A 15803-nucleotide genomic window follows, 5' to 3' on the forward strand; every position below is an offset into this window, starting at 1 on the left:
AGGACAGACAGGAGCTCAGATGATCGTTAACGAATCCGGCGGCATTCCGAACCGGCTGTTTTTCCGCCTGTTCCAGACCGGAAACATCCTGCAACGGCAGGTTCAGAATGAAATGGGGATCAGCGCGGTTCAGTGGGCGGTGCTGGGCGCCCTGTCACGGGAAGGTTTTGAGGACGGGACGTCCTTCAACCAGCTCAAGGAGTACCTGCACGTCAGCCGCCAGAACCTCGACGGCGTACTTAAACGCATGGAGCGGGATGGCCATGTGGTGCGGATTACCGACCCCCAGGATCGGCGGGCACGGCTGGTGGTGCTGACCGATTCCGGTCGGGAGTTCTGGAACCGGCTCCAGGACACCATCACCGAGTTTTACCAGCAGGCACTGCAGGGACTGAGCTTCGACGATGGGGTCAGCCTGCTGCACCTGCTGAAAAAACTGCAGCACGAACTTGTTCACGTTTCCCTGAACTCGGAGGCCGGGGAAGGCGCCAACGAGTGAGGGCCATGCCCTGCTCTATCAGCCTGTACAGCCCAGATGCCGGCCATGAAAACGCAGTTGCTGTTCCATGAAGCTGGCAACAAAGTAATAGCTGTGGTCGTAGCCGTCGTGACGACGCAGCTCCAGCGGGTACCCGCTGGCCGTGGCCGCCGCCTCCAGGGCCTCAGGTTTTAGTTGTTCCGCCAGGAAGTTGTCGGCCTCGCCCTGGTCCACCAGGGCCGGCACGAACGTCCGGGTTTGTCGCATCAGTTCGCTGGCGTCATAGGCTTTCCAGCGGTCGGTGTCCTCACTCAGGTAGGCGGTAAACGCCTTCCTGCCCCAGGGACCATTAACCGGGTTACTGATCGGGCTGAAGGCCGACACCGACTGGTAACGTTCCGGATTCCGCAGCGCCAGCACCAGAGCACCGTGTCCGCCCATGGAATGGCCGGCGATGGCGCGCTGCTCCGTTACCGGGAACACGGATTCAACCAGGGCCGGCAGCTCACTCAGCACATAATCGTACATCCGGTAATGCCGGTTCCAGGGACTCTCGGTGGCGTTGACGTAGAAACCCGCGCCCTGTCCCAGGTCATAGCCGCCATCGTCGGCGACACCCTCGCCTCGCGGGCTCGTGTCCGGGGCAACGATGGCAATCCCCAGCTCCGCGGCCATCCGGTGGGCTCCGGCTTTTTGCATGAAATTCTCGTCGTTACAGGTCAGACCGGACAACCAGTAGAGCACCGGAACCTTCTGTCCGTTCGCCACCTGCGGCGGCAGGAAGATGGCAAAGCGCATGGTACAGCCGAGGCTCTCGGACGAATGGCTGTACTGCTTGTGCCAGCCGCCAAAGCTCTTGTTGCTGCTCAGGTTTTCAATGGTCATTGAAGACTCCCCCACCGTGGCCGCCGGCCCGAGCAGACCGGCGACCAACCGCATCACTTGTCGAAATGAATAACGCTGCGAATGCTCTTGCCTTCGTGCATCAGTTCAAAGGCCTCATTGATCTCGGCCAACCCCATGGTGTGGGTGATGAAATCATTGAGCTTGAACTCGCCCTGCAGGTAGCGCTCGACAATACCCGGAAGCTCGGAGCGACCCTTAACGCCGCCAAAGGCAGAGCCTTTCCAGACCCGACCGGTGACCAGCTGGAACGGACGGGTGGAGATTTCCTGACCGGCACCGGCGACACCAATCACGACGGACTCGCCCCAGCCCTTGTGGCAGCACTCCAGGGCTGAGCGCATGACATCCACGTTGCCGATGCACTCGAAGGAATAGTCCACACCGCCATCGGTCAGCTCGACAATCACTTCCTGGATGGGCTTGTCGTAGTCCTTCGGATTGATGCAATCGGTGGCGCCCAGCTGACGGGCCAGATCGAATTTGCTCTCGTTGATGTCGATGCCGATGATGCGGCTGGCCCCGGCCATGGTCGCGCCAATGATCGCGGACAGGCCGATACCGCCGAGGCCGAAGATCGCCACGGTGGCACCCTCTTCCACTTTCGCCGTGTTCATGACCGCGCCCATGCCGGTGGTGACACCACAGCCCAGCAGGCAGACTTCTTCCAGCGGTGCGGCCTTGTTGACCTTGGCCAGGGAAATCTCCGGCAGTACGGTGTATTCGGAGAAGGTCGAGCAGCCCATGTAATGGAAGATCGGCTCGCCGTCCTTGTAGAAACGGGTGGTACCGTCAGGCATCAGGCCCTTGCCCTGGGTTTCCCGGATTTTCTGGCACAGATTGGTCTTGCCGGACAGGCAGAACTTACACTCGCCACACTCCGGGGTGTACAAGGGAATCACGTGGTCTCCGACGTCCACGCTGGTCACGCCCTCACCAACGGCCGCCACGATACCGCCGCCCTCATGACCGAGAATGGCCGGGAAGTTACCTTCCGGGTCCTCGCCAGACAGGGTGAAGGCGTCGGTGTGACAAACACCGGTGGCAACAACGCGGACCAGCACTTCGCCCGCTTTGGGGGGCATTACGTCCACTTCTTCGATCGATAAAGGTTGGCCCGGGCCCCAGGCAATCGCCGCTTTGGATTTGATCATGTCAGCCATAACTCTCTTCGCTGCAGGTACGTGGAAGGCAGAGAACCGCCAGTGTATGCCGGCATTGTATTTATTAATCCTTTATCGATAATTACTCCTTTCATCAATTTACTTTTACTGAGCAGTAAAAATCAGGGGTATAGGCCGGCATGACTTCCTGGGAAGGCGTCAATGAGTTCGTCGCGGTGGCGGAAACGGAAAGCTTTACCCAAGCCGCCCGAAAGCTGGGCGTGTCTATTGCCCAGGTAAGCCGGCAGGTCAGCGCCCTCGAAAGCCGGCTGGCCACCAAACTCTTTTACCGGACTACCCGTCGGGTCTCGGTCACCGAAGCCGGCCAGATCTACTACCAGCACTGCCGGCAGGTATTGGATGCCCTTGAAGACGCCGAACGCTCACTGACCGATCTGCAGCAGGTTCCCAAAGGCAAACTCCGGATCACCGCCCCGGTCACCTACGGGGAAACGGCCATCGCACCACGGATCAATGACTTCGTTCTGCGCTACCCGGAACTTGAAGTGGAGATGAAGCTGACCAATCAGATGCTGGACCTGGTGGCCGAGGGATTTGACCTGGCGATACGACTGGGGAAACTGGAGGACTCCAGCATGATGGCAAAGCGTCTGGCGTCCCGCTCGTTGAATGTGTGCGCCGCCCCGGGCTACCTTTCAGCCCACGGCACACCCCACTCGCTGTCGGAGCTGGATCAACACAACTGCCTGCAGGGTAATCTGGACTACTGGCGCTTTCAGGATCGGGGCAAGCCCCGCAATGTCCGTATCAACGGCACCATCAAATGCGACAGTGGTCGGGCGCTGCTGGATGCAGCCCTGAAAGGCATCGGGATTGTTCAGTTACCGGACTACTACGTCCAGCAGGCATTGGATGACGGTGAATTGATCCCGCTGCTGACGCATTACCGGGAAGACGATGACGGTATCTGGGCGGTCTACCCCCATAACCGCCACCTGTCACCCAAGGTTCGGATGCTGCTCGACTTTTTGGCCGAATCACTGGGCCAGTGAGGACATTCCGGGCGCGACCGTGGGGAAATCAGGCCCGGATAACCGGGCCGTAATTACTAGCGGGCAGTGCTGACGGTCAGGCCGGAGGACGCTGTTTCAACAGCCTCGGCCAGCAGCTCGGCGGTGATCGCCGACAGGGTCCAGCCCAGGTGACCGTGACCGGTGTTGTAGAACACGGTCGGCAGGCGGCCCGGACCAACGCGCGGCATCATGTTGGGTAACATGGGGCGCAGCCCCGCCCAGGGCACCACTCGACGGGTGCTGACCCCCGGAAAACATTCTTCGACCCAGCGGGTCAGCGGCTTGATCCGGTCATCCCGGATGTTCCGGTTGAAGCCATTGAATTCCGCCGTCCCGGCAACGCGGAAGCGGTCGTCGCCCAGCCGGCTGGTCACCAGCTTGGTGGCATCGTCGAGCAAACTGACGGTCGGCGCGGCCTTCTGGGAGGCCTCGTCGTCCAGTTGCACGGTAATGGAGTAGCCTTTGACCGGGTAGATATTGACCCGGTCGCCCAGCTTCGCAGCCAGGGCCCGGCTACCGGTGCCGGCACAGATCACCACGCCATCAAAGGTGTCACGGTGTTGCTGTTCGCCATCGTACGCGGTCACCCAGGCGTTGTTCTGGTCCGCACTGAGTTCGGTGACCGTGTGCCCGTAGCAGGTCTTGACGCCGAGACGCAGAATGGCATCGGCCAGGCCGTTGGTGAACTTGTGGATATCACCGGTTGAGTCGCTTTCAGTGAAAAAGCCACCGTAATAGGTTCCGGCCAGGGTGGGTTCGATCGCCTTCATTTCTTCCGGGGTAACGGCCCGGCGCTCAAGGCCGCCGGCGGCCAGCAGCCTGGAGACGTTGGCGGCGTGATCAAAACCGTCCTTGTCACGGTAGATATGCAGGATGCCCTGCTTCTTGAGGTCGAAATCAATGCCTTCGTCCTGAGCCCACTGGAACAGGTGTTCCCGTGCGGCAATGGCCAGGCGGGCGGTTTCGGTGGTGTTCTGCTCGTACTGGGGAATCGCGGCGATAAACTCCGCAAACCAGCTCAGCTTGTGCCAGGACGGCTTGGGATTGACCAGCAGGGGGGCATCGCTGCGCAGCATCCACTTCATGCCTTTCATCACAGTCTGCCAGTTGTTCCAGACCTCGGCGTTGGACGCCGACAACTGACCGCCGTTGGCGAAGGAGGTTTCCATCGCGGCGTAGCGGTGCTTTTCGTAAACGGTGACATCGAGGCCGCGCTTGGCCAGGGTATAGGCGGTCGTGATACCGGTGATACCACCGCCAATAACTGCAATTCGCTTCATATAACACTCTCCAGAAGGCGTCCAGGGTTCCCTTTCCACACAGATCGGTGGAAAGCACCCCTTCCGTCACTGAACCTGAGAGATTCACGCGCCGATTCAACGGAATCGACGGCTTGCTCCTTCGGTGTGCCGACTGACGCGGTCGTCGACAGCTCTTCGGAAAGTATTCAAGTTAGCGGTCCTTTTGCCTGAGAGTTTCCGGGGCAGTTGCTCCTTCGGCGCCGGTCACACTAACGTGCGACACAGTCTCTCCCGCTAACAAGTCTGGTTAAATGCCAGTCTGCTTTGCAAAATAGCAAAAATCGCGGTTTTACAAAACCTCTAGCTGCCCGCACTACGCATTTGGCGACGGGCAGCGGGGAATTTATTCGACGGTCACACTTTTGGCCAGGTTGCGCGGCTGGTCCACGTCGGTGCCCTTGAGAACAGCCACGTGGTAGGACAGCAACTGAAGCGGAACCGTGTAGACGATCGGGGCAGTGATTTCGTGCACCGACGGCAGCTGCATGACATGAATGCTCTCTTCCGGTTTCACGTCGGCAGCCTGATCCGCGAACACGAAGAGCTCGCCGCCCCGGGCACGCACTTCCTCCAGGTTGGATTTGAGCTTTTCCACCAGATCGTTGTTTGGCGCCACCGTGACCACGGGCATTTCACTGTCGACGAGCGCCAGCGGGCCGTGCTTGAGCTCACCCGCCGGATAGGCTTCGGCGTGAATGTAGGAAATTTCCTTGAGTTTCAGGGCGCCTTCGAGCGCCACCGGGAACTGCGATCCCCGGCCCAGGAACAGGCTGTGGTTCTTGTCCATAAAGGCCTTGGACATCTCGGCAATGTCGGCATCCAGGGCCAGTACCTGATCGACCTGCCCCGGCAGCTGGTGAATCGCTTTCACAATGTCAGCCTCTCGCTGCTCGTCGAGACCGTTATGACGGGCCAGAGCCAGGGTGAAAATCAGCAGCGCCGTGAGCTGGGTGGTGAAGGCCTTGGTGGAGGCCACACCAATTTCAGGACCGGCTTGGGTCATGATCACCAGATCGGATTCGCGAACCAGGGAACTGCCCGGTACGTTGCAGATAGCGAGTGCCGCCCGAAAGCCGGCCTGTTTGGCCTGGCGAAGAGCGGCCAGGGTATCGGCAGTCTCGCCGGACTGGGAAATACACAGGAACAGGGTGTCCCGCTGGATCACGTGCTTGCGGTAACGGAACTCGGATGCCACCTCCACGGAGCAAGGCACACCGGCCAGCTCCTCAATCCAGTATCGAGCGACCATACCGGCGTGATAGCTGGTGCCACAGGCGATGATCTGGACGTGGTTGACGTCCTGCAGGAGATTGGCGGCGTCGGTGCCGAGCGCCTGCTCCAGAACACGGCTGTCGGTAATCCGGCCTTCCATGGTGGCCTTGATCACTTTCGGCTGCTCGTAGATTTCCTTAAGCATGAAGTGTCGGTATTCGCCCTTGTCGGCGGAATCGGCACCGTGTTCGAAGCGGGTGATCTTGCGCTCAACCGGGGTGCCTTCCCGGTCGTGAATGATCACCTTGTCCTTGTGAATGTCCGCTATATCGCCCTCTTCCAGGAACATGAAGCGGTCGGTCACAGGCAGCAGGGCCAGCTGATCCGAGGCGATAAAGTTCTCCCCGATACCCACCCCGATCACCAGCGGGCTGCCTTCCCGGCAAACCACCAGGTGGTCCGGCTCGTCAGAGTGCACGACGGCGAGGGCATAGGCCCCGCGCAGGCGGACGATGGCCGCTTTGACCGACGCATACAGGTTGCCAAGGTCGCGGTAGTACTTTTCGATCAGATGGGCAACGACTTCGGTATCGGTCTGGGAGGTGAACTCAAAGCCTTCGCCCTTCAGTTCCTCGCGCAGCTCCTGATAATTCTCGATGATGCCGTTATGAACGATGGCCAGCCGATCGCCAGACATGTGGGGATGGGCATTGAGCTGGGAAGGCTCGCCGTGGGTGGCCCAGCGGGTGTGGGCAATTCCCAGGTGACCGGTTAGCGGATTGGCGTCAATGGCCTCGCTCAGGGAAGCAACCTTGCCCACTTCCCGGGCCCGCTTTACGACCGTACCGCCATCGACCACCGCCATACCGGCAGAATCATACCCCCGGTATTCCAGGCGGCGCAGACCCTCAATAAGAATGCCCTGAACGTCCCGTTCCGAAACCGCACCTACAATCCCACACATGCTGCTTTCACCTGTTCTGTATGCTGATCAATCAGTTTTCTTTGGCCGTTCCCAGCCAGAGATATTGCGTTGGCGACCACGGGCCACGGCCAATTCGCTGTCGGCCACATCCCGGGTAATGGTCGAGCCTGCACCGATGGTGGCGTCCGTGGCAACAGTGACCGGGGCAACCAGGGAGGTGTTGGAACCGACAAAGACGTCATCCCCGATCACCGTCTTGAACTTGTTAACACCATCATAGTTGCAGGTGATGGTGCCTGCACCCACATTCACATTACGACCCAGAGAGGCATCACCGACATAACTCAGGTGGTTAATCTTGCTGCCCTCGCCCACGATGGCCTTCTTGGTCTCGACAAAATTGCCCACCTTGGTGTCGGCCGCCAGTTCGGTGCCGGGGCGCAGACGCGCAAACGGCCCAATCTGGGCGTTGGCACCAACGCTGGCGCCTTCAATGACACTGTGGGCGTTGATCTGGGCACCATCTGCGATGCGGGCGTCTTTGATCACACAGCCCGGACCGATCGATACGTCATTGCCAATTTCAACTATGCCCTCGAATACGACGTTCACGTCAATCAGGATGTCGTTGCCGATGGTCAGTTCACCCCGGACATCAATCCGGGCCGGATCGGCCAGGGTTGCGCCCTCGGTCATCAGCCGTTCGGCCTCCCGGCGCTGGTACCAGCGCTCGAGCTCCGACAGCTGAAGCCGGTTATTGACGCCCTGAACCTCGAACGGATCACCCGGCTGCGACACCGAGATCGTCAGGCCGTTGTCCACCGCCATGGCAATGATATCAGTGAGATAGTACTCGCCCTGGGCATTGGCGTTCGACAGGGCTGGCAGCCAGGCCTTCAGGTGTTTCGCAGACACCGCCAGGATTCCGGTATTGACTTCATGGATCGCCCGCTGGGCCTCCGTTGCATCCTTCTGCTCAACGATTGAGGTTACCTGGCCGGCAGTGTCCCGAACAATCCGGCCGTAGCCATTCGGATCGTCGAGGTTTACGGTCAGGAGCCCCAGCGTGTTGTGGTCCAGCGCAGCAACCATGGCCTCCAGGGTATCCCGGCGGGTGAGCGGCACATCGCCGTAAAGCACCAACACCCGGGCGTCGTCCGGCAGATCCGGCAAGGCCTGGGCGACGGCATGGCCGGTACCCAGCTGCTCGCCCTGAACCACCCAGCTCACGGTCGCTTCCGAGGTGACCGAACGAACCTGGTCCGCGCCATGACCAATGACGGTATGAATCTTTTCCGCACCAAGCTGCTTCGCCGTTCCGATGACATGGTGCAGCATGGGACGACCGGCCACGGCGTGCAGGACTTTTGGCAGGGCGGATTTCATTCTTGAACCCTGACCGGCGGCCAGGATCACAACGTGTAACGGGCTCATTCAGACCCCCGGAGTGTCTTGATGTCTGTGTCAGTCAACAAAAAAAGCCGCAACCCGTATGGCCGGAGTCCCAACGCTGGGCGTTGGATTTCCAGCCGCGCAGGATGCGGCTTTGGTGTTCGGCAAACCCGAAACGAAAATGCTTAGCGCATTTTGTTACGCAGCTGCTGGATGGTGCGAAGCTGAGCAACAGCCTCGGCCAGTTCTGCAGCGGCACGGGAGTACTCGAATTCACCGGTCTTGTCGGCAAGTGCTTTCTCGGCTTCTTTCTGCGCCTCGAGCGCCGCGGCTTCGTCCACATCCTTGGCACGAACCGCAGTATCAGCCAGCAAAGTTACCAGATTGGGCTGGACCTCCAGATACCCGCCGGACACGTAAAGAATTTCTTCCTCACCGCCCTGCTTGATGATCCGAATGGGACCCGGCTTCAGCTGGGTCAGCAGCGGGGTGTGACCCGGGGCAATACCCAGGTCACCTTCAGAGCCCGCAGCGATCAGCATCTCAATCAATCCGGAATAGATCTTTGTTTCGGCACTTACCACATCACAATGCACGGTTATACCCATGTCAGTTGCCTCTCTGATCGATCCGGAAACAAGTGCAACGGCTCAAATTACTTCTCGGCCTTGCTCTTCATTTCCTTCGCTTTCTCGACCGCTTCCTCAATGGTACCAACCATGTAGAAAGCCTGCTCAGGCATATCGTCATAGTCACCGTTGAGGATGCCCTTAAAGCTGCTGATGGTCTCCTTCAGGGACACGTACTTACCGGGAGAACCGGTGAATACTTCAGCAACGTGGAACGGCTGGGACAGAAAACGCTCGATCTTACGGGCACGGGCAACGGTCAGTTTGTCTTCTTCTGACAGTTCGTCCATACCCAGGATGGCGATGATGTCTTTCAGCTCCTTGTAGCGCTGCAGATTGGTCTGCACGCCACGGGCCACTTCGTAATGCTCGTCACCGATGACCAGCGGATCCAGCTGACGGGAGGTGGAATCGAGCGGGTCGATCGCCGGGTAGATACCCTTGGAGGCGATGTCACGGCTCAGTACCACGGTCGCATCAAGGTGCGAGAAGGTGGTCGCCGGAGACGGGTCGGTCAAGTCATCCGCCGGTACATAGACCGCCTGGATAGACGTGATGGAACCAGTCTTGGTGGAGGTAATCCGCTCCTGCAGCTCACCCATCTCCTGGGCCAGGGTCGGCTGGTAACCTACCGCGGACGGCATACGGCCGAGCAGGGCCGAGACTTCGGTACCCGCCAGGGTGTAACGGTAGATGTTGTCAACGAACAACAGGACGTCACGGCCTTCGTCACGGAACTTCTCGGCCATGGTGAGACCGGTCAGGGCCACACGCAGACGGTTTCCGGGAGGCTCGTTCATCTGACCGTAGACCATCGCTACTTTATCAAGGACGTTGGAGTCCTTCATTTCGTAGTAGAAGTCGTTACCTTCACGGGTCCGCTCACCAACACCGGCGAATACGGAGAGACCGGAGTGCTCTTTCGCGATGTTGTTGATCAGCTCCATCATGTTAACGGTCTTACCAACACCGGCACCGCCGAACAGGCCAACCTTACCACCCTTGGCGAACGGGCAGATCAGGTCGATAACCTTGATGCCGGTTTCCAGCAGGTCGGCAGAGGCAGACTGATCTGCGTAACCCGGTGCCTTGCGGTGAATCGCCCAACGCTCTTCTTCGCCGATCTCGCCGGCTTCGTCGATGGGGCGACCCAGAACGTCCATGATACGGCCCAGGGTCTGGGTACCAACCGGTACCGAGATTGCCTTGCCAGTGTTTTCTGCTTTCAGGCCACGCTTCAGGCCTTCGGTGCTGCCCATTGCGATGGTACGAACAATGCCGTCACCCAGCTGCTGCTGGACTTCCAGAGTTGTTTCGCCACCTTCAAGCAGCAGTGCGTCATATACGTTGGGTACGGAGTCACGTGGGAATTCCACGTCGATAACCGCGCCAATGATCTGAACGATTTGTCCGCTACTCATGCTCGGTTCCTCGTTATCTTAAGTAGTCAATAAAACCAGTTGGACTGTGGACGGCATCAGACCGAAGCCGCGCCGCTCACAATCTCCGAAATCTCTTGGGTGATGGCTGCCTGACGCGCCTTGTTGTAGGCCAACTGAAGTTCGTCGATGATGCCACCGGCGTTATCAGTTGCGCTCTTCATGGCGATCATTCGGGCTGCCTGTTCACATGCCAGATTCTCTACCACACCCTGGTACACCTGGGATTCAATAAAACGTGGCAGAAGGCCATCGAGGATCTGCCTGGCATCGGGCTCGTAGAGATAATCCCACTGGTTCTTGATCTCTTCTTCGTCTTCGCTTTCCGGCAGGGGCAGAAGCTGCTCCACCTTCGGGCTCTGGGTCATGGTGTTTACGAACTCGTTGCTGACCACATAAAGACGGTCGATTTTGCCTTCCGAGAACGCATCCAGCATAACCTTGACGTTGCCGATGAGTTTTTCAGAGCTGGGCCTGTCCCCCAGATGGGTCAGTGCCGCAACGACGTTGCCGCCGTAGCTCCGGAAAAAGGAAGCACCTTTCTGTCCGATGGCGCACAGATCGGATTCCACCCCTTTTTCTTTCCACGCTTTCATGTCACGGACAAGCGCTTTGAACAGGTTAATGTTCAGACCACCGCAGAGGCCACGATCAGTCGACACCACAATATAGCCCACGCGCTTGACCTCGCGCTCGACCATGAACGGGTGCTTGTACTGAGCATTCGCCTTGGCAATGTGCCCGATCACCTGACGCATCTTATCGGCATACGGGCGAGTCGCCTGCATGCGCTCCTGAGCCTTACGCATCTTACTCGCCGCCACCATTTCCATGGCGCTGGTGATTTTCTGCGTGCTCTTGATGCTTGAAATCTGGTTACGTATTTCTTTGCCGACGGCCATAACTCACTGCCTTCTCAAGTTAGACACTCATTGCTACGAAAAGCGGCCCGCACCACCGTGCAGGCCCTTTCTCTTACCAGCTCTGAGTGGTCTTGAATTTCTCAAGTGCAGCTTTAAGGCCGGCAGCGATTTCATCGTTGTAATCGCCTTTCTCGTTGATCTTGTCGAGGAGGTCTTTCTGCTCGGAGCGCATCCAGTCGAGCATCTGCGCTTCGAACTTCACAACCTTGTCGACATCAACGTCGTCCAGGAAGCCTTCGTTGGCTGCAAACAGAACCGTACCCATTTCAGCCACAGACATCGGGCTGTACTGGTTCTGCTTCATGAGTTCCGTTACTCGCTGACCGTGCTCAAGCTGCTTACGGGTTGCTTCATCAAGGTCGGAAGCAAACTGTGCGAAAGCCGCCAGTTCACGATACTGGGCCAGAGCCAGACGGATGTTACCGCCAAGCTTCTTCATGATCTTGGTCTGGGCCGAACCACCTACCCGGGATACGGAGATACCGGCGTTCATCGCCGGACGGATGCCGGAGTTGAACAGGTTGGTTTCCAGGAAGATCTGACCGTCGGTAATGGAGATCACGTTGGTCGGTACGAACGCGGAAACGTCGCCGGCCTGGGTCTCGATGATCGGCAGCGCGGTCAGGGAACCGGTCTGGCCTTTCACTTCGCCGTTGGTCAGCTGCTCAACGTAATCGGCGTTCACGCGGGAAGCGCGCTCGAGCAGACGTGAGTGCAGGTAGAATACGTCACCCGGGTAAGCTTCACGACCCGGCGGACGACGCAGCAACAGGGAGATCTGACGGTAAGCCACGGCCTGCTTGGACAGGTCGTCGTACACGATCAGAGCGTCTTCGCCACGGTCACGGAAGTATTCACCCATGGACGTACCGGAGTACGGCGCCAGAAACTGCATCGCGGCCGGATCGGCAGCGCCGGCGGCAACCACGATGGTGTGATCCATGGCACCGTGCTCTTCCAGCTTGCGCACGACAGCGGCGATGGAAGACTGCTTCTGGCCAACGGCCACGTAGATACACTTGATGCCGGTGTCTTTCTGGTTGATGATCGCGTCGATCGCAACAGCGGTCTTACCAATCTGACGGTCACCGATGATCAGCTCACGCTGGCCGCGGCCAACCGGAACCATGGTATCGATAGCTTTCAGACCCGTCTGGACCGGCTCATCAACGGACTGACGTGCGATAACGCCGGGGGCAACCTTCTCCACCGGAGAGGTCAGCTCGGTGCCGAGCTCGCCCTTGCCGTCGATCGGGTTGCCCAGACCGTCAACCACGCGACCCATCAGCTCCGGACCAACCGGAACTTCCAGGATGCGGCCGGTGCAACGAACTTTCTGGCCTTCGGCCAGACCTTCGTAGTCACCCAGAACAACTGCACCAACGGAATCACGCTCCAGGTTCAGAGCCATGCCGAAGGTGCCGTTGGCAAATTCAATCATCTCACCGTACATGACGTCGGCGAGACCGTGGATCAGTACGATGCCGTCAGAGACGGACAGAATCGTACCTTCGTTCTTTGCTTCGGAAGAGATATCGAGCTTCTCGATTCTCTTCTTGATGATGTCACTGATCTCGGATGGATTCAGTTGCTGCATGCCAATATCCTCAAACCTTGTGCTGAAATCAGGAGCCCAGAGCGTCGGCCAGCTTGGTCAGCTTACCGCGTACAGAAGCGTCAATGACCAGATCGCCGGTGCGAATAATTGCACCACCAATCAGAGACTTGTCCATTGACGCTGCGACTGACACTTTCCGCTCGAGTTTGGTCGAGAGTGCCTGGGCGAGCTTCTGTTGCTGTTCGTCCGTCAGCTCATAGGCTGCGGTAACTTCGATATCAACAGTGCGCTCCAGATCAGCCCGGTACATGTTGAAGAGCGCTGCAATCTCAGGAAGGAGAGTCAGCCGGCGGTTTTCCGCCAGTACAGCGAAGAAATTGCGAATCTGATCGTTGACGCCGTCTTCGGCGACCTCGAGGATCAGTTCGGCTTTCTTCGACTCTTCCAGACCCGGATTCGCGAGAAGCTGTCGAATGTCTTCGTTCGCGGTGACCTGTCCGGCAACCGTCAACACCTGGGACCAGTCAGCCAGTTGCTCATGCTCCTGGGCGGCCTTGAATGCTGCTTTTGCGTAAGGACGGGCCAGCGTTCTCAGTTCTGCCATGATGAACCTCGTCGTTTAAAGTTCTGCCGCCAGTTTTTCCAACATCTCGTTGTGCTTGGAGGCATCGACAGAGGTTTCCAGGATCTTCTCAGCACCGGCGACAGCAATTGCGGCAACTTCTGCACGCAGGGCATCACGGGCCTGATTCCGTTCCTGTTCAATTTCGGCCTTGGCCTGCTCAATCAGCTTCTGGCCTTCCTTGCGGGCGTCATCTTTCGATGCTTCCACAATCGCGGCCGCGCGCTTGTTGGCCTCTTCGACCAGACCAGCTGCTTGCTGTTTCGCTTCACGCAGTTCCTGAGCTGACTTTTCCTGAGCCAGTTCCAGATCGCGCGCCGCGCGGTCTGAGGCAGCCAGTCCGTCAGCGATCTTCTTTTGACGCTCCTGCAGTGCGGCCATGATAGGCGGCCACACGTATTTCATGCAGAAGACGACAAAGATAAAGAACGCGATGGCTTGACCAATCATCGTCAAATTAATGTTCACGTCTTCACCTCTCGCCTGTGTTGTTAAGAATCATATGACCGGGGAAAAGCCCCGGTACTCGACTCGATTAACCGGCGATCTGGCCGACAAACGGGTTGGCGAAGGTGAAGAACAGTGCGATACCAACACCGATCATGGTTACGGCGTCCAGCAGACCAGCAACGATGAACATCTTGACCTGCAGCATCGGAGTCATTTCCGGCTGACGCGCAGCGCCTTCCAGGAATTTGCCACCGAGGATACCAAAGCCAATCGCAGTACCCAGGGCACCCAGGCCAATCAGCAGTGCAACGGCAATCGCGGTCATTCCAACTACAGTTTCCATGATAACTCCCAGTTTTCAGTTTAGGTTTTCAGTTTAACGGTTAGGGTTTAAAACTACGGCTTAATGAAGTCCGATCAGTGACTGTCTTCGTGAGCCATGCTCAGGTACACGATCGTCAACATCATAAAGATGAATGCCTGCAGGGTGATGACCAGGATGTGGAAAATCGCCCAGGGTACAGACAGCGTCCACTGAGCCCACAGGGGCAGCAGCGCAATCAGGATGAAGATCAGCTCGCCGGCGTAAAGGTTACCGAACAGACGCAAGGCCAGTGAGATCGGCTTGGCGATCAGGCTCACGCCCTCCAGCAGGAAGTTCACCGGCACCAACAGGATCTTCAGGAACAGGTTGTCAGACGAAAACGGATGCAGGGTCAGTTCGCCCAGGAAGCCGCCCACGCCCTTGACCTTCAGGCTGTAGAAAATAATCAGGAAGAAGACGGACAGGGACATGCCCAGCGTCACGTTGACGTCGGTGGTCGGTACGACCTTCATGTAGTCGGCGCCCGCCAGATGGAACAGCTGCGGCAGGAAGTCCACCGGCACCAGGTCCATCAGGTTCATCAGGAAGATCCAGCAGAAGATGGTCAACGCCAGCGGGGCAATGACCTTGTTCTTGCCGTGGAAGGTTTCCTTGACGCTGTTGTCGACGAACTCGACCATCACTTCAACGAAGTTCTGCAGGCCACCGGGCTGATCGGAGGTCGCGCGCTTGGCCGCCATGCGGAACAGAAACAGGAACAGGACGCCGAGACCGACCGCCCAGCCCAACGAGTCCACGTGTACCGCCCAGAAACCCATGTCCGACGCTTCCTGCGCCGTGTGAGCCAGTGTCCAGGTGGCGTCTTCGATTACGGTTCCGTCGGCACGCTCATAGCCTGCCGGCAGCTTACCGTAGGTGAGGTTCTGGAGGTGATGCTGAATATATTCGGATGCACTTCCTGCCATAACGGTTTCCCAGGTCCAGTTAGCTTTGCTGCGTATTGCTGCCCGCCAGAAGCGGTGTCAACCAGTTGGTGACCAGCATGATCGCAAATGTTAAAAAAAGTGCCGCTACATCAAGCGGCTGAATCCATTTGAACACCATCGTGAAAGAGATGGCGCACAGGATGAGCTTGCCGGCCTCACCCTGGTAAAAAGAACTCATGATCTTCTTGGCAGACCGCGCGCCGGAATAGCGGAATGCCTTGAGCGCAAAATAACCGTGGGGCAGAAGAAAAATGAGACCGCCCAATAGCGCTGAATAACCTGACACCTGGCCTCGAAACAGTAAAAACGCCAGGCTGACGACGACCAGTACCACACTTTCTATGACAAACCATCGTGCGATAGGCGGGCGGCGAATACCGCTCGGAGTCGTCTGCGTCATTTTTTTCCCGGGAGTACGGTGCCTTTAACCCGATGCAGTTTAAAAATTAGACAAATACACCGA

General features: G+C 58.2%; 16 protein-coding genes and 1 riboswitch. Of the genes, 2 read left to right on the top strand and 14 right to left on the bottom strand.

Annotated features, from left to right (window positions below):
• Nucleotides 1–19 precede the first annotated feature (19 nt).
• A complete protein-coding gene (locus KZO34_RS10080; RefSeq protein ID WP_219476165.1) occupies nt 20–499 on the top strand; it encodes a MarR family winged helix-turn-helix transcriptional regulator in 480 nt (159 codons plus the stop codon).
• Nucleotides 500–517: 18 nt separating this feature from the next.
• Here KZO34_RS10080 and fghA read toward each other — a convergent pair whose 3' ends face one another.
• Both fghA and KZO34_RS10090 read right to left on the bottom strand, forming a co-directional pair.
• A complete protein-coding gene (gene fghA / locus KZO34_RS10085; protein WP_257900247.1) occupies nt 518–1363 on the bottom strand; it encodes an S-formylglutathione hydrolase in 846 nt (281 codons plus the stop codon).
• A gap of 53 nt (nt 1364–1416) precedes the next feature.
• Complete coding sequence (locus KZO34_RS10090) at nt 1417–2535, bottom strand: S-(hydroxymethyl)glutathione dehydrogenase/class III alcohol dehydrogenase (RefSeq protein WP_257900248.1); 1119 nt, start codon at nt 2533–2535, stop codon at nt 1417–1419.
• Nucleotides 2536–2684: 149 nt separating this feature from the next.
• On the opposite strand from KZO34_RS10090, the gene KZO34_RS10095 reads away from it, so the two are divergent.
• Nucleotides 2685–3557, top strand: a complete 873-nt coding sequence (locus tag KZO34_RS10095; RefSeq protein ID WP_219476167.1) for a LysR substrate-binding domain-containing protein — start codon at nt 2685–2687, stop codon at nt 3555–3557.
• Nucleotides 3558–3613: 56 nt separating this feature from the next.
• Here KZO34_RS10095 and KZO34_RS10100 read toward each other — a convergent pair whose 3' ends face one another.
• From KZO34_RS10100 to KZO34_RS10155, 12 genes are all read right to left on the bottom strand, one after another.
• On the bottom strand, nt 3614–4858 hold the full coding sequence (locus KZO34_RS10100) for a D-amino acid dehydrogenase (RefSeq protein ID WP_219476168.1): 1245 nt from the start codon (nt 4856–4858) through the stop codon (nt 3614–3616).
• A 166-nt stretch (nt 4859–5024) separates the two neighbouring features.
• A riboswitch (glycine riboswitch) is annotated at nt 5025–5123 on the bottom strand.
• Between the two features lie 99 nt (nt 5124–5222).
• A complete protein-coding gene (glmS, locus tag KZO34_RS10105) occupies nt 5223–7055 on the bottom strand; it encodes a glutamine--fructose-6-phosphate transaminase (isomerizing) (RefSeq protein ID WP_219476171.1) in 1833 nt (610 codons plus the stop codon).
• Between the two features lie 27 nt (nt 7056–7082).
• Nucleotides 7083–8450, bottom strand: a complete 1368-nt coding sequence (gene glmU / locus KZO34_RS10110; protein WP_219476172.1) for a bifunctional UDP-N-acetylglucosamine diphosphorylase/glucosamine-1-phosphate N-acetyltransferase GlmU — start codon at nt 8448–8450, stop codon at nt 7083–7085.
• A gap of 143 nt (nt 8451–8593) precedes the next feature.
• Entirely contained in the window at nt 8594–9016 is a 423-nt protein-coding gene (locus KZO34_RS10115; RefSeq protein WP_219476174.1) for a F0F1 ATP synthase subunit epsilon, read from the bottom strand.
• A 47-nt stretch (nt 9017–9063) separates the two neighbouring features.
• Complete coding sequence (gene atpD / locus KZO34_RS10120) at nt 9064–10458, bottom strand: F0F1 ATP synthase subunit beta (protein ID WP_219476176.1); 1395 nt, start codon at nt 10456–10458, stop codon at nt 9064–9066.
• Nucleotides 10459–10514: 56 nt separating this feature from the next.
• Nucleotides 10515–11378 carry a F0F1 ATP synthase subunit gamma gene (gene atpG, locus KZO34_RS10125; protein WP_219476178.1) on the bottom strand — a complete coding sequence of 288 codons (864 nt, stop codon included), beginning with the start codon at nt 11376–11378 and terminating at the stop codon, nt 10515–10517.
• Nucleotides 11379–11451: 73 nt separating this feature from the next.
• Nucleotides 11452–12996 (bottom strand): F0F1 ATP synthase subunit alpha, encoded by a 1545-nt coding sequence (gene atpA, locus KZO34_RS10130; protein WP_219476180.1) that lies wholly within the window; start codon nt 12994–12996, stop codon nt 11452–11454.
• A 28-nt stretch (nt 12997–13024) separates the two neighbouring features.
• Complete coding sequence (locus tag KZO34_RS10135) at nt 13025–13561, bottom strand: F0F1 ATP synthase subunit delta (RefSeq protein WP_219476182.1); 537 nt, start codon at nt 13559–13561, stop codon at nt 13025–13027.
• A 15-nt stretch (nt 13562–13576) separates the two neighbouring features.
• Entirely contained in the window at nt 13577–14047 is a 471-nt protein-coding gene (locus tag KZO34_RS10140; RefSeq protein WP_219476184.1) for a F0F1 ATP synthase subunit B, read from the bottom strand.
• A gap of 67 nt (nt 14048–14114) precedes the next feature.
• Entirely contained in the window at nt 14115–14372 is a 258-nt protein-coding gene (gene atpE / locus KZO34_RS10145) for a F0F1 ATP synthase subunit C (protein ID WP_012138088.1), read from the bottom strand.
• 74 nt (nt 14373–14446) lie between these two features.
• Nucleotides 14447–15319 (bottom strand): F0F1 ATP synthase subunit A, encoded by an 873-nt coding sequence (atpB, locus tag KZO34_RS10150; RefSeq protein WP_219476186.1) that lies wholly within the window; start codon nt 15317–15319, stop codon nt 14447–14449.
• 19 nt (nt 15320–15338) lie between these two features.
• Nucleotides 15339–15740 (bottom strand): F0F1 ATP synthase subunit I, encoded by a 402-nt coding sequence (locus KZO34_RS10155; protein ID WP_219476187.1) that lies wholly within the window; start codon nt 15738–15740, stop codon nt 15339–15341.
• Between the last annotated feature and the right edge of the window lie 63 nt (nt 15741–15803).

Origin of the sequence: Marinobacter sp. F4206, assembly GCF_019392195.1 — a bacterium.
Lineage (GTDB): Bacteria > Pseudomonadota > Gammaproteobacteria > Pseudomonadales > Oleiphilaceae > Marinobacter.